The organism is Klebsiella sp. 28, assembly GCF_018223905.1.
Lineage (GTDB): Bacteria > Pseudomonadota > Gammaproteobacteria > Enterobacterales > Enterobacteriaceae > Klebsiella > Klebsiella pneumoniae.
On sequence record NZ_JAGRQY010000038.1, the window covers coordinates 41,912 to 58,753 of the forward strand.

15 protein-coding genes and 1 riboswitch are annotated in these 16,842 nt (G+C 61.1%); of the genes, 8 read left to right on the forward strand and 7 right to left on the reverse strand.

The genetic code is table 11. From position 1 onward, the window contains the following. The first annotated feature begins 58 nt into the window (after nucleotides 1–58). A complete protein-coding gene (locus KHQ28_RS07575; protein ID WP_004149074.1) occupies nucleotides 59–958 on the forward strand; it encodes a LysR family transcriptional regulator in 900 nt (299 codons plus the stop codon). On the opposite strand, the gene KHQ28_RS07580 is transcribed toward KHQ28_RS07575, so the two are convergent. Continuing rightward, nucleotides 948–2,291 (reverse strand): NCS2 family permease, encoded by a 1,344-nt coding sequence (locus KHQ28_RS07580; RefSeq protein ID WP_032418646.1) that lies wholly within the window; start codon nucleotides 2,289–2,291, stop codon nucleotides 948–950. The genes KHQ28_RS07575 and KHQ28_RS07580 overlap by 11 nt on opposite strands. Nucleotides 2,292–2,293: 2 nt before the next feature. After that, entirely contained in the window at nucleotides 2,294–4,105 is a 1,812-nt protein-coding gene (locus KHQ28_RS07585; RefSeq protein WP_019705227.1) for an adenine deaminase, read from the reverse strand. A 120-nt stretch (nucleotides 4,106–4,225) separates the two neighbouring features. On the opposite strand from KHQ28_RS07585, the gene KHQ28_RS07590 reads away from it, so the two are divergent. Beyond that, nucleotides 4,226–5,140: a LysR family transcriptional regulator gene (locus tag KHQ28_RS07590; protein WP_032418648.1), complete on the forward strand. Its 915-nt coding sequence runs from the start codon at nucleotides 4,226–4,228 to the stop codon at nucleotides 5,138–5,140. Here the strand turns inward: KHQ28_RS07590 and KHQ28_RS07595 are convergent. Further along, entirely contained in the window at nucleotides 5,137–5,559 is a 423-nt protein-coding gene (locus KHQ28_RS07595; RefSeq protein WP_004175112.1) for a universal stress protein, read from the reverse strand. The genes KHQ28_RS07590 and KHQ28_RS07595 overlap by 4 nt on opposite strands. A 185-nt stretch (nucleotides 5,560–5,744) precedes the next feature. Beyond that, a riboswitch (TPP riboswitch) is annotated at nucleotides 5,745–5,842 on the forward strand. 34 nt (nucleotides 5,843–5,876) lie between these two features. On the opposite strand from KHQ28_RS07595, the gene thiM reads away from it, so the two are divergent. The 3 genes from thiM to fbaB all read left to right on the forward strand — a co-directional run bounded on the left by thiM (nucleotide 5,877) and on the right by fbaB (nucleotide 8,647). Continuing rightward, nucleotides 5,877–6,650, forward strand: coding sequence for a hydroxyethylthiazole kinase (gene thiM, locus KHQ28_RS07600; RefSeq protein WP_014343334.1), 774 nt, complete (start codon nucleotides 5,877–5,879; stop codon nucleotides 6,648–6,650). Next, entirely contained in the window at nucleotides 6,647–7,447 is an 801-nt protein-coding gene (gene thiD / locus KHQ28_RS07605; RefSeq protein WP_032418649.1) for a bifunctional hydroxymethylpyrimidine kinase/phosphomethylpyrimidine kinase, read from the forward strand. Before thiM ends, thiD begins: the two co-directional genes overlap by 4 nt. A gap of 147 nt (nucleotides 7,448–7,594) precedes the next feature. Next, nucleotides 7,595–8,647, forward strand: a complete 1,053-nt coding sequence (fbaB, locus tag KHQ28_RS07610) for a class I fructose-bisphosphate aldolase (protein ID WP_002912704.1) — start codon at nucleotides 7,595–7,597, stop codon at nucleotides 8,645–8,647. A gap of 58 nt (nucleotides 8,648–8,705) precedes the next feature. On the opposite strand, the gene KHQ28_RS07615 is transcribed toward fbaB, so the two are convergent. The 3 genes from KHQ28_RS07615 to KHQ28_RS07625 form a co-directional block, all read right to left on the reverse strand. Further along, nucleotides 8,706–9,989, reverse strand: a complete 1,284-nt coding sequence (locus tag KHQ28_RS07615; protein WP_004175116.1) for an RbtT/DalT/CsbX family MFS transporter — start codon at nucleotides 9,987–9,989, stop codon at nucleotides 8,706–8,708. Between the two features lie 81 nt (nucleotides 9,990–10,070). Next, nucleotides 10,071–11,678, reverse strand: a complete 1,608-nt coding sequence (locus KHQ28_RS07620) for an FGGY-family carbohydrate kinase (RefSeq protein ID WP_032418651.1) — start codon at nucleotides 11,676–11,678, stop codon at nucleotides 10,071–10,073. Nucleotides 11,679–11,704: 26 nt separating this feature from the next. Beyond that, the gene (locus KHQ28_RS07625) at nucleotides 11,705–12,454 is read right to left on the reverse strand and encodes an SDR family oxidoreductase (protein ID WP_004180592.1); all 750 of its coding nucleotides are present in this window, start codon (nucleotides 12,452–12,454) and stop codon (nucleotides 11,705–11,707) included. A gap of 254 nt (nucleotides 12,455–12,708) precedes the next feature. On the opposite strand from KHQ28_RS07625, the gene KHQ28_RS07630 reads away from it, so the two are divergent. Continuing rightward, nucleotides 12,709–13,710, forward strand: a complete 1,002-nt coding sequence (locus KHQ28_RS07630; RefSeq protein WP_004184849.1) for a LacI family DNA-binding transcriptional regulator — start codon at nucleotides 12,709–12,711, stop codon at nucleotides 13,708–13,710. A gap of 22 nt (nucleotides 13,711–13,732) precedes the next feature. On the opposite strand, the gene KHQ28_RS07635 is transcribed toward KHQ28_RS07630, so the two are convergent. Continuing rightward, complete coding sequence (locus tag KHQ28_RS07635) at nucleotides 13,733–14,674, reverse strand: sugar-binding transcriptional regulator (RefSeq protein ID WP_004144198.1); 942 nt, start codon at nucleotides 14,672–14,674, stop codon at nucleotides 13,733–13,735. A gap of 206 nt (nucleotides 14,675–14,880) precedes the next feature. Here KHQ28_RS07635 and dalD point away from each other — a divergent pair, with 206 nt between their 5' ends. Then, a complete protein-coding gene (dalD, locus tag KHQ28_RS07640; protein WP_002912678.1) occupies nucleotides 14,881–16,248 on the forward strand; it encodes a D-arabinitol 4-dehydrogenase in 1,368 nt (455 codons plus the stop codon). A gap of 9 nt (nucleotides 16,249–16,257) precedes the next feature. Continuing rightward, the coding region (locus tag KHQ28_RS07645) for an FGGY family carbohydrate kinase (RefSeq protein WP_264755408.1) at nucleotides 16,258–16,842 on the forward strand (585 nt) is incomplete at its 3' end.

A 16,842-nucleotide genomic window follows, 5' to 3' on the forward strand; every position in this document is an offset into this window, starting at 1 on the left:
GCGTTGCAGCGACGGTGATGCGTATTTTGGGAGCAATCTGAAGCAGGGGAGAATCGGCATGTTCAGGCTGGAAGATCTGACCTTATTTGTCCGCGCCGCGGCGCTGGGCAGTTTTAGCGACGCGGCGCGCGAGGCCGGGCAGCAGCCGGCGCAGGTCAGCGCGGCGATTAAGCGTCTGGAGACGATCCTCAATATTCGCCTGTTTGCCCGTTCGACCCGCAGCCTGCGCCTGACGCCGGAGGGGGAGACCTGGCTGCCCTACGCCACCCAGATGCTCGATACCCTCGAGGCCGGTCTGCAGAAGATCCAGACCCCGGACGATGAAGTTCGCGGCATGTTGCAGATTGCCGTGCCGTCGGACCTCGGGCGTAACCTGCTCCTGACCCTGTTCCGCGATTTCCGCCAACGCCACCCGGCGCTGCGCCTGCGGCTGCTCTTTTCCGATCAACTGACCGACGTGTTTAAAGATCCGGTGGACGTTGCGTTTCGCTATGGCAATAACGACGATGCTTCGTTTATCTCGCTGCCGGTGGCGCCGGAAAATCGTCGGGTGCTGGTGGCCTCGCCTGAGTGGATCGCCCGCCATGGCGAACCGCAGACCCTCGAGGAACTCAGCCAGCACAATGCGTTGATCTACATTTTGCGCGGCCGTCCGTTCGACCGCTGGTCGCTGAGCCTCGACGGCGTGGTTCAGCAGCAGAAGGTTTCCGGCACGGTGATGAGCGACGACGCCGAGGTGATCCGTCGGCTGGCGATCGCCGGGGAGGGCATTGCCTATAAATCGATGCTCGACGTCAGCGACGATCTGCGGGCGGGGCGCCTGCGGCGCCTGCTGCCGCGTTATCAGGGGGATGTGGTGCCGTTGAATCTGATTTGTCCGCACCGCAAACAGCTCTCTGCCGCGGTGCGTTTGTTATATGAAGAGGTGAAATCACATTGTGAAGGGCTTAATGCCTGACTAAGGTCGCGAAGTAATACACCAGCGGGACGGCCAATACCCACAGGCCAATCGGGATCTCCCGCCACTTACCGGCGATAGCCTTGATCACAATGTAAAACAGCAGCCCGCCGGCAATCCCGGTGCCAAAGCTGTTGGCGATAAGGGTGATCATCACCATCATCAGCACCGGCAGCCCGTCGGTGAAGTTGGAAAGATCCACTTTGCGCAGGCCACTGAACATGTTCAGGCCAATCAGGATCAGCGCCGGGGCGGTGGCTTCTTTCGGGATCATTAACGCCACCGGCGTGAACAGCAGCATCAGCAGGAACATTACCGCCGCCGACAGGGCGGTGAGGCCGGTTTTGCCGCCCGCTTCCGCTGCCGCCGAAGATTCAATCAGCGCCGTCGCCGCCGGAATGCCCACCCACGGGCCGAGCGCGGCGGCAATCGAATCGACCATGAACGGGCGATTAATCTGCGGCATGTTGCCTTCTTCATCCAGCAGACCCGCCTCGCCGCCCACCGCCAGCGTTGTCCCCATGGTGGAGAAAAACTCAGATGCGAAAAAGACGAACAGGAACGGCAGGAAGGCGATGTTTAACGCCCCCAGCAGGTCAACCTGTCCCAGCACCGGCGCCAGCGAGTGGGGGGCATCGATAAAATGCGTCGGCAGTTTAGTCACGCCGAACGGGATACCCACCAGGGTAGCGCACAGAATGGCCCACAAAATGGCGCCCGGAACCTTACGCGCCTGCAGGGCTATCGCCAGGAACAGGCCGCACAGCGCCACCAGCGCGCCGGGGGCGAGAAAGTCACCGAGCATCAGCGCGTTGGTTTTCGCATTGGCCAGCACCAGCCCGGCATTGCGAAAACCGAGCACGGCGACAAACAGGCCGATGGAGGCCGTCAATCCCAGCTTGATCGACTGCGGCACCGAGCGGGTGACCACTTCGCGCAGGCCAAAGCGGGTCAGCAGGAAGAAGAGGATCCCCGACCAGCAGGCAATTCCGAGGCCAGTCTGCCAGCCAATCCCTTCGCTACCGGCCAGCGTCACCCCCACCAGCACCGAGCCGCCAATGCCCGGGCCGACGATAAACGGCAGGTTGGCATAAAACGCCATCAGCAGCGAGCCGACGACGAAGACCAGAATGGTGCCGGTGGTGGCGGCGCCTTTATCCATCCCGCCGATCGCCAGCAGCCCCGGGATAACCACCAGTAAATAGGCGGCGGCGAGAAAGCCGGTGATCCCGGCCAGGCATTCGGTGCGTAGCGTGCCGCCGCGCGAGCGCAGCGCAAAGCGGCGCTCCAGCCAGTTAGCGCGGGCGGAAGAGTGAAGTGTGTTATCGGCCATGCTCAGGCTCCCTGAGGATTATTGTTGTGATCGGTTGGCTCCGGGATCTCCCGGCAGGCTATCAACGGGTCGACTATCTGGCGGCTGCCGCCGTCGGTCAGACCCAAATCGGTTAAATGCGGCCCGGCGTTACAGGCAAGGCAGGTGCCTTCAATGGCTTTGAAGACCCGGTACGGCGGCTCCCAGTCGGCGACTTGGCTGCTCAGATCGCGCAGCTCGCGGAACTGACGCGCCAGTTCCGCGGCCGGGAGATCCGACAGCATGCCGGCAATCGGCATCGCCACATGGGCGAGGATCTCGCCCTGTTGCGCCAGCGCCATCCCGCCGCCGGAGGCGATAAGCTGGTTGGCCGCCAGCGCCATATCATTAGCGTCGCGCCCGAGCACCACCAGATTATGCGAGTCGTGGGAGTAGCTGGTGGCGATGGCGCCGCGCAGCTCACCCCAGCCTTCAAGCAGGGCGATTTGCGGCGTCGCCTGATGGCGGCCGTGGCGGTGCTTGACCCAGATCAGACTGAAGCCGGCGGGCAGCTGGACTATCCCGTCACGAACCTGCACTTCCACTTCGCCCCACTGGGTGAAGCGCGCGCCGCGGATATGGCGCAGGCGGGCGATGCCGTGACGAATGCCCTGGACGCGCAGAATAAAGTCATCGGCGCGGAGGGGGGCGATCTGCAAAGTATCGCGCGGCGGCGTGACGCCCGCGGCGGGCGCGATCGGTGTCAGCAGGTTGCCCGCGCGGGCCAGCAGCTTACCGCCTACGTAGACTTCGCGGGCCACCAGTTTCTCCAGGGAATCAAACACCACCAGATCGGCGCGCCGCCCGGCGGCAATCAGCCCAAGATCGTGGCGCTGCAGGCGAATAGCGGCGTTGAGGGTGGCGAATCGCAGCGCATCGACCGCCGGTAAACCGTGCTCGATCAGCAGATTAAGCAGGGCGATGATGCCGCCTTTCTCCAGCAGCATATCCGGCGGCACGTCATCGGTGCAGACGGTGATCTGCGAGGAGAGGTGCGGCAGCGTTTTTAACGCCGCGACGATATCCGGCAGCAGATAGGGGTGCGAGCCGCGGATCTCGATCGTCAGCCCGGCGCGCAGTTTTTCCAGCGCGTCGTCCGCCGAGGTCAGTTCATGATCGGAGGTGACGCCGGCGGCGAGGTAGGCCTGCAGGTCAGCGCCGCTCAGGCCGCGGGCGTGGCCTTCAATCAGTTTGCCGCTGTTGAGACCGGCCTGGACAATCTCCTGCATCCGCTCGCTACCGTGCAGCACGCCGTGCATATCCATCACCTCCGCCACGCCGCGCACTTCCGGCCAGCCGAGCATGGTCTCCATCTCCGCGCCGGCAAAATCAGCGCCGGACATTTCGAGACCCGGCGTGGAGGGGACGCTGGACGGGGCGGCGACCATCACCTGCAGCGGCAGATGGCGGCTGGCGTCCACCGCATAGCGCACGCCAGCGACGCCGAGGACGTTGGCCAGCTCATGCGGATCCCAGAACACCGCGGTGGTGCCCTGGGTGAGGACGATTTCCGCATAGCGCTCCGGCGGCAGGTGTGAGCTTTCGAGATGCACGTGGGTGTCCATAAGGCCGGGGGACAGGTAGCCACCGGCCAGGGAACGCACTTCATGGGCGTCTTCGCGACTGCCGCGCGGATGGACGCTGGCGATCATCTCGCCGACGATACCGACGTCAGCGGGGCGAATTTCGCCCGTGGCCATATCGACGATCTGCGCATCGATCAGCAGCAGATCAAACGGGGATTCACCGCGCGCGGCCTGCACGGCGCGACGGCGGACTTGAGCATTGCTGGACATAACCACTCCGGCACAAGGATAATGCGGATACTCTAGGGGCACAGCAAACGTTTGCCCAGATGAATAAATTTATCACCCGATAAGCTCGGGTTATTGTGCAGGACCACCGTAGCGAACCCGATGATGAACGAACCCTGGCAGCGGCTGCCCGCGCTCTCTCTTAAACAGCTTCAGTATTTCGTCACCCTGGCCCAGCTGCGCCATTTTACCGATACCGCCAGTCGGCTGGCGATTAGCCAGCCGGCGCTGAGCAGCGCCCTGCGGCAGATTGAAACGGTACTCGGCGGTAAGCTGGTCAACCGTACCGCTGCGACGGTCACTCTGACTGAACTGGGGGCGGCGATTTTACCCCACGCCCAGCGGATCCTCAGCGTGGCGCAGGCGGCCTTTTCCGATATGCAGCAGATTGTCGAGGCGGGCGGCGACGGGACGGTGCGTATCGGTCTGGTGCCGTCGGTCAGTTCGCTGCTGTTTCCGCTGCTGCCGCAGACCCTGGCTGAGGCCTTTCCGCGTCTGCGCATTGAATTTCACGATCAGACCAACGATGCGCTTATCCAGGCGCTGCAGCGCGGCGAGATTGATTTCGGCATCGGGGCGATCGACAGCTCATTGCCCGCAGAACTGCTGGTCTATCCGCTGCGCGAAGATCCCTTCGTGGCGGTGCTGCACCGCGACGATCCGCTGGCCGCGCAGGCGCACTTGCCGTGGAAGCAGCTGGTGGGGCGGGATATTGCTGTGTTCTCGAAGGGCAATATCCAGCGGTTGGTGGCGGCATTAGTGGAGAGCCATCGCCTGACGCTGACCACCCGCTACCAGGTGGACTATATCGAAACCCTGTATGGTCTGGTGCGCTCGCGCTTAGCGGTGGCGATTCTGCCGGCGCTGTACACCACCCATCTGCAGGACCCGGCGCTCAGGGTCGCCCAGTTGCAGCAGCCGGCGCTGACCCGTACGGTGGCCCTGATGCGCGGCCCGCAGGCGCTGCCCCCGCTTATTGAAGACTGTTTTTCCCTGCTGCAGGCCGCCTTGCGCTAGGGCAGGTGCTTGATCAGCACGTCTACGGTTAAGTGGTTGATGTACTCCAGCGAGTGTGAGGAGAGGACGCCCAGCAGCCGGTTATGGTGCCCGGCAATAATTAAATCGATCTGCCGCTGCCGAACGCAGGTTTCCACGTCTTCAAACCGGCGGGTGGTCACCAGCGAGAGGGTATCCACCGGCAGGGAGACGGTGCAGGCCAGCTCGTTGAGTAGGGCTTTGGCCTGGATCACCTCCTGCGAGACCTGATCGTCGCGCAGGCTGTCGGAAACATAGTTCAGCGCCCGGTAATCGGTGCTAATGTGGGCGATGGTGATGCGCATGCCGTTCTCTTCTGCCATTCTGGCGGCATGCTGGAGCAGCGGGACGCCGTCCTGACTGCTGTTAATCAGTACCAGCGCATGGTGATAAACGGCCATGGCGTATATCCTCGGTAGGCTAAATAGCGCATGATGTCATTATTTTCCGCCCGCCAGCAGCGGAATGCAATCCCGTCCGGTCGCCTGATGAGCATGATGGCCGCGATGGTGTCGTATCCAGGGCTAAAGGCTTGTTGTATGAACCGGTGAGTTGCGGTAAATTCCACAACGCTTAACAATTTCACTATTTTGACTCGGGGTGCCCTTCTTCGTTGAAGGCTGAGAAATACCCGTACCACCTGATCTGGATAATGCCAGCGTAGGGAAGTCAGAGACCGCAGGGTCATTGCTTCTACCTCGTCTGGCGGGAGCAAACTATGCCTGAGCTGTTGAATCCCGCGCCTGTCGCGCACCTGCGCCATCTGCTGCGCGCCCATTCCCCCCTTGTGCACTGCATGACCAATGACGTGGTGCAGACCTTTACCGCCAATGTTCTGCTGGCCGTCGGCGCCTCGCCGGCGATGGTGATCGATCCCCGCGAAGCGGCGCAGTTTGCCGCTATCGCCGATGCGCTGTTAATTAACGTCGGTACCCTGACCGAAGATCGCGCCGTGGCGATGCGCGCCGCGGTGGAGCACGCCCGGCAGGCCGGCAGGCCCTGGACGCTGGATCCGGTGGCGGTCGGCGCCCTGACCGTGCGCACGGCCTTTTGTCATGAGCTGCTGGTCCTCCAGCCGGCGGCCATTCGCGGCAATGCCTCTGAAATTCTGGCGCTGGCCGGGATGAGCGCCGGCGGGCGCGGGGTGGATACCACCGATACGGCCGCCGCGGCGCTGCCGGCGGCCCAGGCGCTGGCTCGTCGGCTGGCTACCGTGGTGGCGGTCACTGGCGAGGTGGATTACGTCACCGACGGCGAGCGGGTGCTCAGCGTGGCGGGGGGCAATCCGCTGATGACCCGGGTGGTGGGCACCGGCTGCGCGCTGTCGGCGGTGGTGGCGGCGAGCGCGGCGCTGCCGGGAGACCGGCTGGAAAACGTGGCCGCCGCCTGCGGGCTGATGAAGCAGGCCGGGGAGATCGCCGCCCGTCAGGGAGGCCCAGGCAGCTTTATTCCGGCGTTTCTCGACGCGCTGTATCAGGAGGTGCAGGGATGAAACGCATCAACGCCCTGACCATCGCCGGCACCGATCCCAGCGGCGGGGCCGGTATCCAGGCCGATCTGAAAACCTTCTCCGCGCTGGGGGCCTATGGCTGCTCGGCGATCACCGCCCTGGTGGCGCAGAATACCCGCGGCGTACAGTCGGTCTATCGCATCGAACCGGATTTTGTGGCCGCGCAGCTCGACTCGGTGTTCAGCGATGTGCGTATCGATACCACCAAAATCGGCATGCTGGCGGAGACCGATATTGTGGAAGCCGTGGCCGAGCGGCTGGCGCGCTACCGGGTGGCCAACGTGGTGCTGGATACCGTCATGCTGGCGAAAAGCGGCGATCCGCTGCTGTCGGCTTCGGCGGTGGAGACCCTGCGTCAACGATTGTTGCCGCAGGTGTCATTGATCACCCCGAACCTGCCGGAAGCGGCCGCGCTACTCGATGCCCCCCATGCGCGTAACGAACGAGAAATGCTGGAGCAGGGACGGGCGCTGCTGGCGCTGGGCTGCGGCGCGGTATTGATGAAGGGCGGCCATCTCGACGATGCCGAAAGCCCGGACTGGCTCTTCACCCGCGAAGGGGAACAGCGGTTCACCGCGCCGCGAGTGCAGACCAAAAATACCCACGGCACCGGCTGTACGCTCTCCGCCGCGCTGGCGGCGCTGCGCCCGCGTCACGCGGACTGGGCGGCCACCGTCGCCGAGGCGAAGGCCTGGCTGTCGGCGGCCCTGGCGCAGGCCGACTCTCTGGAAGTGGGCCACGGCATCGGGCCGGTGCACCATTTCCACGCCTGGTGGTAAATGGCAGCGCAACGGGACAGCAGAATCTCCTGAAAAAATGGCCCCCCGGCTGGAAAATAGGCTAAGTCGGTACCAGGCTTAACCTGCCCAAAAAAATTGGGTTGGGATAATGCATGCCGGCTTCGGCCGGCCTTACGGGAGATTGCTATGACTGATATTACGCAGTTGCTGGGCAAAGATGCCGAGAGCCTGTTGCAGCACCGTTGTATAACCATTCCGTCCGACCAGCTGTATCTGCCTGGCGCAGATTATGTTGATCGGGTGATGGTGGATAACAACCGACCACCGGCGGTGCTACGCAATATGCAGACCCTGTACAATACCGGACGCCTGGGGGGAACCGGCTACCTTTCCATTCTGCCGGTTGACCAGGGCGTGGAGCACTCGGCGGGCGCCTCCTTTGCCGCCAACCCGCTGTACTTTGATCCGAAAAATATCGTCGAGCTGGCGATCGAAGCCGGCTGTAACTGCGTGGCGTCGACCTACGGCGTGCTGGCCTCGGTGTCGCGCCGCTACGCGCATCGCATCCCTTTCCTGGTGAAGCTCAACCATAACGAAACGCTGAGCTACCCCACCGAATACGACCAGACCCTCTACGCCAGCGTTGAGCAGGCGTTCAATATGGGGGCGGTGGCCGTGGGAGCGACGATCTATTTCGGCTCAGAACAATCGCGTCGTCAGATAGAAGAGATTTCCGCCGCCTTTGAGCGGGCCCATGAGCTGGGCCTGGTCACCGTGCTGTGGGCCTATCTGCGCAATTCGGCGTTCAAGAAAGACGGCGTCGACTATCATGTTTCCGCTGACCTGACCGGTCAGGCCAACCACCTGGCGGCCACCATCGGCGCCGATATCGTTAAGCAAAAGATGGCGGAGAATAACGGCGGCTACAAAGCGGTTAACTTCGGCTATACCGACGATCGGGTATACAGCAAACTGACCAGCGATAACCCCATCGATCTGGTGCGCTACCAGCTGGCCAACTGCTATATGGGCCGCGCCGGGCTGATCAACTCCGGCGGCGCGGCGGGCGGGGAGACCGACCTTGCCGACGCGGTGCGCACGGCGGTGATCAATAAACGCGCCGGCGGCATGGGGCTGATCCTGGGCCGCAAAGCGTTTAAGAAATCGATGGCCGACGGCGTGAAGCTGATCAATGCCGTGCAGGATGTTTATCTGGATGGCAAAGTGACTATCGCATAAGGCAAAAATCCGGGCGGCACCGCCCGGATTGCGCATTGTTTGTACCAGATGCGGTTTATTAAGACTCTGCCGCGTTGGCGGTAAACGGTTTCGCATGCTGATCGCTGGTAAAGCCAGGCTGTTCAACGCGGATTAACGGGCACAGGAAGAAGGCCAGAATATATAAGGCGGTATAGGCTATTACCACGCCGATAGTGCTGAAATAGGGCAGCAGTACCACGGCAATCGCCGGCGCCAGAAAGTTCGACAGCCCGGCTGACAGGTTATAGACCGAAATCGCCGCGCCTTTATGGTTCGGCTCCAGCGCCGGGAACACCGCCGCCATCGGCACAAACGCGGCGACAAAAATCCCCAGGGCAATAGCCGGTACCAGCGCCATGGCAAAATTATGGCCGAAGTGCTGGGGTAGGTAATAGAACGCCAGGCTGGAAAGCGCCATCCCGATGCAGCCGAACCAGCGGATAACCTTCATCCAGCCCATTTTCTCCGCCACAATCCCCCAGAAAACGTTCGAAAAGATCGTGGTGAAGAAGAATGCCGCCCATACCTGCAGCCATTCCGAGGTGGTAAATCCCAGCTCATCAACAAACATCATCGGCATGATCACCGCAAAACCAAACAGCGACAGGGTGTTGATAATGCGCACAATGCTCGAGAACAGAATGCTGCGGTTGGTATAGAGCAGCGTCGCGGCGCGCCCCAGTTCGGCGAATTTTTCACGAGTGGTCAGGTTCTGCATATGGCGCGGCGTTTCGGTATGACGCATCGACACCAGCGCAATAATGCCGCCGGTGGCGCAAAAGAGCAGCGCCAGCCACAGGGTGCCCATTTCGCCAATGTGGGGAATGGTAAAGCTCGGAATATAGCTGCCGAACACGCCGATACCCACCGAGTAGACCGCCCAGAACCAGCCCAGCGCGGAGCTGGAACTGTCGCTGCGGACGTTGTGGATAATGGCGACGATAAAGGAGTAGAGGAACAGCGGGTAGGCCAGGCCGCGGATGCCATAAAACAGCAGGATCAGCGCATAGTTGGCGCGACCGAGGCCGAAGACGAGGAACAGTACGTGGAATACACACCACAGCACGAAGCCAATCAGCATGGCTTTACGTGGGGTAATGATTTCCGCCACCACGCCGGAGACCCACGCCGACAGGGCGGCAGCCAGACCGTAGAGAGTAAAGGCAAAGGAAGCCTGCGCCGGGGTGAATCCGAGTGCTTTGATGTAGTGCGACAGAAAAGCCAGCTCAAAGCCGTCGCCGGTCATAAACACGGCGATGGCGACATATCCCCAGATGAGGTTGAGCGGTAGACCGTACCACTGTTTGTTATTAACGGACATGTTGACCTCGATTTCAGAGTGCAGATGAGTGTCTCCGCTGCACAGCAGCGGAGCATTATTGTTATAAAATAAGGAGGTATGTTATTCGCGAATCAGCCTGCCGGCCTGTTGTAGCGCCTTATAGGCCGCATACCTGCGCTGATGAAGCGGGCTAAACGCCGTCTCGCTGTGATAGGTGGCATCCACCTGAGTAAACTGCTTCATGGCATCCGGCAGCGAAGCCGCGACTCTGCCCGCCACCGCGCCGAGGATGGCGGAACCTAACAGCACCGGCTCGCGGCTGGCGGTGCTCACGATGCTAACGCCGCAGGCGTCGGCCAACAGCTGACGCACCAGCGGATGCTGCCCGGCTCCGCCGCTGATGACGATATTTTCACTCTCAATTCCGCAGGCGCGCTGGGCGTCAATGATCTGTCGCAGACCATAGCCAATCCCGCATAAGCCGGCAACGTACAGCGCGGTCAGGTTATCCAGGTCCCGCTCCATCCCCAGCCCGGCAATCAGCGCTTTCGCGTGGGGATCGGCAAGCGGCGCGCGATTACCGAGAAACTCCGGAACGACGTGCAGACCGGCGGCCAGCGTTACCGCTTCAGAAGGCGAAGCAACTTGCGTCAGAACGCGATCCGCCAGCCAGACCGGTAGAGGGACGCCTGCGGCTTTCGCTTGCTCGCGCGCTTCCGCCGCCGCCGGATGGAAGCTCAGCAGCTGGTCGATAGCCGCGCCGGCGGCGCTTTGCCCGCCTTCACTTAGCCAGTAGCCCGGCACCATCGCCGAATAGTAAGGGCCCCAGACGCCCGGGACGAATACCGCTTCCTGAGTGGTGGTCATGGTGCAGGAAGAAGTGCCGAAGACATAGGCCATATTGTTGACCGCGCCGTTAAGCACGCCGACGGTACCGATGCCGCCCGCGTGGGCGTCAATCATCCCCACCGCCACCGGCGTGCCGATCGGCAGGCCCATCTCCTCTGCCGCCGTGGCGCAAAGGCCCTCGCCGCAGGGGGTGCCTGGATCGACAATCCGCTGGCCGATGCGGACAAAATCTTCATCCGCCAGCTCTGCGAGGCCAATCTGGCGGAAGTAACCGGCATCCCAGCGTTGTTCATGCGCCAGATAGGTCCATTTACAGGTCACCGTGCAGACCGAGCGGGCTTCATCGCCGGTTGAGCGCCAGGTGAGGTAATCGGCGAGGTCGAAGAAGTGGCGCGCCTGCTGATAGATGTGCGGGCGATTCTCCTTCAGCCACAAAATTTTCGGCGTTTGCATCTCCGGCGAGATTTTGCCGCCAACGTACCGCAGTACCGGGTGGCCCGTGGCATTGATCTTTTCCGCCTGCCCGGTGGCGCGATGATCCATCCAGACAATAATGTTGCGGTCCGCATCGCCCGAAGGCCCGACCGCCAGCGGCGCATCGTTATCGCCAATCACCACCAGCGAGCAGGTGGCATCGAAGCCGATCCCGGCTATCGACGACGGCGAAACGCCGGCGCTGGCCACCGCCGTTTTAATGCAGTAGCACACCGCCTGCCAGATCTCACGGCTCGACTGCTCGACCTTGTTTCCGGCGCTGCGAAACAGGGTTATTTCCCGGGTCGCGTGGGCGAGGAGCTCGCCCCGCAGATTGAATACCCCGGCGCGCACGCTGCCCGAACCGACATCCACGCCAATAATGTTTTGCGTATCGTTTTGCATCACATCCTCTCACAGGCTGGCCAGGGTCAGAGATCCACGCTGTTCGGCAGGATCACAATGTCGCGCACGGTGACGTTTTTCGAACGCGTCACCATAAACAGCACCGACTCCGCCACTTCAATCGGCTGCATCAGGCTGCCGTTGGCCAGCGCTTCGTCCATTTTGGCTTTTGGCCAGTCGTCCAGCAGAGCGGTAACCACCGGGCCCGGCAGTACGGCGCCGACGCGCACGCCATACTGCGCCACCTGGCGACGAGTGGTGTGCACAAATGCCTGTACCGCGAATTTCGACGCGGTATAGACAGGCTCCCAGATCACCGGCACCACGCCCGCGATCGAGCTGGTGAAGATAATATCCCCGGATTTTTGCGCGATCAGATGCGGCAGGACGCTGCGCACGCAGCGGAAGGCGGCGTTGATATTGAGGTGCAGCACGCGGTCCCAGACGTCCGGGTCGCCCTCGGCCACCGGCCCGCCGATATAGGCGCCGGCGTTGGCGTGGAAGATATCGAGACGCCCGGTAAGCTGCAAAATGCCCTGCAGTAGGTTATCGACCTGGTCCGCCTGCATCAGGTCGACCTGCAGGGCGAAGGCGTTTTCGCCAAGTTCGGCGACCAGTTTGTTGAGCTTTTCGCCTTCGCGGTCGATTAGCACTACTTTTGCGCCAGCCCCCAGCAGGGTCCTCGCGCACTCGAGGCCGATACCGGACGCCGCGCCGGTGATCGCGGCGACTTTACCGCTGAGGGAAGTATTCATAGAGGAGACAGAGTGGTTCATTTTATAATCCTTTGCCGTGTCTGGTTAAAACTATCGAACGCGAGGGCATCACGTTCGAGGTGATAGACTAAAACTGGTAACATATTGAATATCAGCATCTTAATTCAGGCTTGCTGGCATGTTGAGGCGGTATGCGCGCGTACTTCCTGGCGTGAAAAGGATGCTCAATCGATGAAGCTATGTTGCTCTCGCTTCATCGATTGAGCAAGTGGGGAAATTAACAGCGACATGATTTTGTGACGCAAGTTGGAAAAATGAAGAAGATAACGATTTACGACCTGGCGGAACTTTCCGGCGTTTCGGCGAGCGCGGTGAGCGCTATCCTCAACGGTAACTGGAAAAAGCGCCGCATCAGCGCCAAGCTTGCGGAAAAGGTGACGCGGATTGCCGAGGAGCAGGGCTATGCGATTAACCGTCAGGCCAGCATGCTGCGCAGTAAAAAATCACACGTCATCGGTATGATTATCCCCAAATATGATAACCGCTACTTCGGTTCCATCGCCGAACGCTTTGAGGAGATGGCCCGCGAGCGCGGCCTGCTGCCGATTATCACCTGTACGCGCCGGCGTCCGGAACTGGAGATCGAAGCGGTAAAGGCGATGCTCTCCTGGCAGGTTGACTGGGTGGTCGCGACCGGGGCGACCAATCCGGATAAAATTTCCGCGCTATGCCAGCAGGCGGGCGTGCCAACGGTCAATCTCGACCTGCCGGGCTCTCTTTCGCCGTCGGTGATTTCGGATAACTACGGCGGCGCGAAAGCGCTGACTCATAAGATCCTGGCTAATAGCGCCCGCCGCCGCGGAGAGCTGGCGCCGCTGACCTTTATCGGCGGGCGCAGCAGCGACCATAACACCAGCGAGCGTTTACGCGGCTTCCACGATGCGCATCGCGAGCTGGGGCTTAGCGTGCCGCAGGAGAATATTCTGGCTCCCGGCTATTCGAAAGGCCACGTTGAGGACTGCCTGCAGGAGCGGTTTGGCAGCGCGAAGACGTTGTTGCAGGGGATATTTGTTAACTCGACGATATCCCTGGAAGGGGTTGTGCGCTGGCTGTCGCAGGTGGGGCTAACCGGCAGCGAGCAGCCGCCGATGGGCTGCTTCGACTGGGATCCTTTTGTCTACCTGCTGGGGCACGATATCGACATGGTGCAGCAGGACGTGCCGGCGATGCTGGACGCTGTTTTTTCGATTATTGACGCCGGCGAAGCCAGCCAGCAGCGGATTGAAATTCCCCCGCGACTGATGAGCAGCAGCTGAGTCGCTGTCTGGCTGTTCGACGTTACCGCGTCAGCAGCCAACGGGCGGTATGCTCATCGGTCACCAGGCCATTAATCCAGCCGCCTTTAAGGGCGGCCAGGATCGCCGGTCGTTTATGTTCTCCACAGGCAGCGGCAATCCGCGGGCAGTGGCTCTGGCGGATATCATAGCTGGTGATCATGCGGTTGATCTCGCTGTCTACCACGTCGCCTTGCGCATCAATAAACCGCCCGAGGATCTCCCCGATGCCGCCGCGGGCGGTCAGCTCATCCATCTGCGCCTGATTGATAAAGCCGTCTTTAAAGATCGGACTTTGCGTGCCCAGCGGACCAATGCCGACAAAAATCACGTCCGCCTCGCGGGCGACGCCGGAGACGCTGCGGAATAGGCGATTGGTGCACCACATTTCATACTCATCCGCGCTTTGGGCGTAGCGCGGCGCCGGCCACTGATAGTACTTGGCCTTAATTTTGCGGGTCAGCAGCAGGGGCACGTCATCGTAATAATTGCACTGCCCGTCGGCGTTCATGGCGCTGATCAGCGCCACGCAGCGGGTATTCAGGCTGTCAAAATCGATGCGCTGCAGCGCTTTTTTCAGGGTCAGGCCCGAGCCCAGACCGATGATTTTCTCTTTATCATCCTGCAGATAGCGAGCCATCAGCTGATAGCAGCCAAACGACACGCTGTCGAGGGTACTTTCTTCGCTAAAGGCGGGGACCACATTGCACTCGATCAAGCGGTATTTTTCCTGCAGCAACTGCGCATAATCGAGGCAGTTCGCTACCGGATGGTGCAGATTAATCGACACAATCCCTTCTTCTTTCGCGGCGGCGATCAGCCGTTGCACCACCGGTCTGGAGGTGCCCAGCTGGCTGGCAATCTCGCTCTGATTCTGGCCGGCGATGTAGTACATCCATGCGGCACGCACCTTCTGATCCAACCGGATATCGTCTTCTTTACTCATGGTTTCCCGCCCTAAGTTGCTGGCCAGGGCACGCAATTGGCCCGGCGAATACCCGCATTCTCGCCGTGGTTGGCATAACTGGCAAGCTTTTGCTCTTTACTGGTCATTTGTAATTTAATTGGGTAATTGCTCTTTTGTGATCCATGGCTCTTATTTCGGTCAAATGATCAATTACAGTGGCGCCATCAACTCAAGGAGAGCAGAACATGAACAATCAATTCACATGGCTTCATATCGGTCTGGGTTCTTTTCATCGCGCGCATCAGGCGTGGTATCTGCATCGTCTGATTGCTTCCGGGGATAATCGCTGGCGCATCGCGGCGGGGAATATTCGCAACGACGCCGAGCAGGTGGTCCAGGCGCTGGCGGCGCAGGGAGGACGTTACGTCCTCGAGACCGTCAGCCCGGAAGGGGAGCGCGAATATGAAGAGATCACCTCAATCCAGAAACTGCTGCCGTGGCAGGCCGGGCTACAGCCGCTGATTAACGAAGGGGCAAACCCGCAGACCAAAGTTATCGCCTTTACCGTGACGGAAGGGGGGTACTACCTGAACACTCGCCATCGGCTGGAAACCAGCAACCCCGATCTGCAGGCCGACCTGCAAGGCGAGTGCAAAACCATTTACGGCACCCTCGCGCGGATCCTGGAAAAGCGCATGGCCGACAACGCCGGGCCGCTGACCCTGCTCAACTGCGATAACGTGCGTCATAACGGCGAGCGTTTCCACGACGGCATGGTCGAGTTCCTGCAGCTCACCGGCAAACAGGCGGTGATTGACTGGATGGCGGCCAATACCACCTGTCCGAACACCATGGTGGACCGCATCACCCCGCGTCCGGCGGCCGATCTGCCGGCCCGCATCAAAGCGCAAACCGGAATTGATGACAAAGCGCCGGTGATGGGGGAGACCTTTATCCAGTGGGTAGTGGAGAACAACTTCCGCGATGCCCGCCCGAATCTGGAGGCGGTCGGCGTGGAGATGGTGGAGTCGGTCATCCCGTATGAAGAGGCGAAAATCCGTATTTTGAACTCGTCGCACAGCTGCATTGCCTGGGCGGGGACCTTAATCGGCCAGCAGTATATTCATGAAAGCACGCTGACCGATGTTATCTACGCCATTGCCGACCGCTACGTTACGGAGGACGTTATTCCGTGTCTCGGCGATAACGGCATTGATCTGCCGACCTACCGGGATGTGGTGCTTAAACGCTTTACCAACCCCTATATCCAGGACACCAACCAGCGCGTCGCCGCCGACGGTTTCTCGAAAATTCCGGCGATGATCGCGCCAACCTTGCAGGAGTGCTACCAGCGCGGCGTCCGCCCGGAAGCGACCGCCATGCTGCCGGCGCTGTTCTTCGTCTTTATGGAGCAGTGGCACAAGGGAACTCTGCCGTATCAGTACCAGGACGGCATCCTGGATGCGCAGGCGGTGCATGAGATGTTCGAGGCTCAGGATCCGGTGGCTGTCTTCGCCCGTGATAAAGCCCTGTTTGGTGATCTCGCCAACAACGCGGATTTCCTGGCGCTGATGCGCGAGAAAGTCGCCGCCGTTTACACGCTGATTAACTAAGAGGTGGCTATGTATCTGGGTATCGATCTCGGCACATCGGAAGTCAAAGCGCTGGTCATTGATGAGAACCATGAGGTTATCGCCAGCCATAGCGCGCCGCTGAGTATTCAGCGGCCTCATCCGCACTGGTCAGAACAAGCGCCGGAGCTATGGTGGGAGGCGACGGAGTACCTGATGGCCACGCTACGGGAAAAATGCGCGCAGCATTGGCCGGCTATTAAGGCGATTGGCCTCTCCGGGCAGATGCACGGCGCGGTGTTGCTGGATGCAGAGGGGAAGGCGATCCGTCCGGCCATTCTTTGGAACGACACCCGCTGCGCCGCAGAGTGCGCCGAGCTGGAGGCGATGGCGCCGGAGCTGCATCAGGTGGCGGGCAACCTGGCGATGCCGGGCTTTACCGCGCCGAAGCTGTTGTGGGTGCGCCGTCATGAGCCGGAACACTTTCAGCGCACCGCCACGGTGCTGTTGCCCAAGGATTATCTGCGCTACCGGATGACCGGGAAGAAAGTCTCCGATATGTCGGACGCCGCCGGGACGCTGTGGCTGGACGTGGCGAAGCGCGACTGGTCCGACGCTCTGCTGGACAAGTGCGGC

What these genes read in the sequence shown, in the direction of transcription:
- thiM (WP_014343334.1), top strand. Translation starts at nt 5,877, where the DNA reads ATGCCTGAGCTGTTGAATCCCGCGCCTGTCGCGCACCTGCGCCATCTG.
- thiD (WP_032418649.1), top strand. Translation starts at nt 6,647, where the DNA reads ATGAAACGCATCAACGCCCTGACCATCGCCGGCACCGATCCCAGCGGC.
- KHQ28_RS07575 (WP_004149074.1), top strand. Translation starts at nt 59, where the DNA reads ATGTTCAGGCTGGAAGATCTGACCTTATTTGTCCGCGCCGCGGCGCTG.
- KHQ28_RS07620 (WP_032418651.1), bottom strand. Translation starts at nt 11,678, where the DNA reads ATGCAAAACGATACGCAAAACATTATTGGCGTGGATGTCGGTTCGGGC.
- KHQ28_RS07615 (WP_004175116.1), bottom strand. Translation starts at nt 9,989, where the DNA reads ATGTCCGTTAATAACAAACAGTGGTACGGTCTACCGCTCAACCTCATC.
- fbaB (WP_002912704.1), top strand. Translation starts at nt 7,595, where the DNA reads ATGACTGATATTACGCAGTTGCTGGGCAAAGATGCCGAGAGCCTGTTG.
- KHQ28_RS07635 (WP_004144198.1), bottom strand. Translation starts at nt 14,674, where the DNA reads ATGAGTAAAGAAGACGATATCCGGTTGGATCAGAAGGTGCGTGCCGCA.
- KHQ28_RS07630 (WP_004184849.1), top strand. Translation starts at nt 12,709, where the DNA reads ATGAAGAAGATAACGATTTACGACCTGGCGGAACTTTCCGGCGTTTCG.
- KHQ28_RS07595 (WP_004175112.1), bottom strand. Translation starts at nt 5,559, where the DNA reads ATGGCCGTTTATCACCATGCGCTGGTACTGATTAACAGCAGTCAGGAC.
- KHQ28_RS07580 (WP_032418646.1), bottom strand. Translation starts at nt 2,291, where the DNA reads ATGGCCGATAACACACTTCACTCTTCCGCCCGCGCTAACTGGCTGGAG.
- KHQ28_RS07625 (WP_004180592.1), bottom strand. Translation starts at nt 12,454, where the DNA reads ATGAACCACTCTGTCTCCTCTATGAATACTTCCCTCAGCGGTAAAGTC.
- KHQ28_RS07590 (WP_032418648.1), top strand. Translation starts at nt 4,226, where the DNA reads ATGATGAACGAACCCTGGCAGCGGCTGCCCGCGCTCTCTCTTAAACAG.
- KHQ28_RS07585 (WP_019705227.1), bottom strand. Translation starts at nt 4,105, where the DNA reads ATGTCCAGCAATGCTCAAGTCCGCCGTCGCGCCGTGCAGGCCGCGCGC.
- dalD (WP_002912678.1), top strand. Translation starts at nt 14,881, where the DNA reads ATGAACAATCAATTCACATGGCTTCATATCGGTCTGGGTTCTTTTCAT.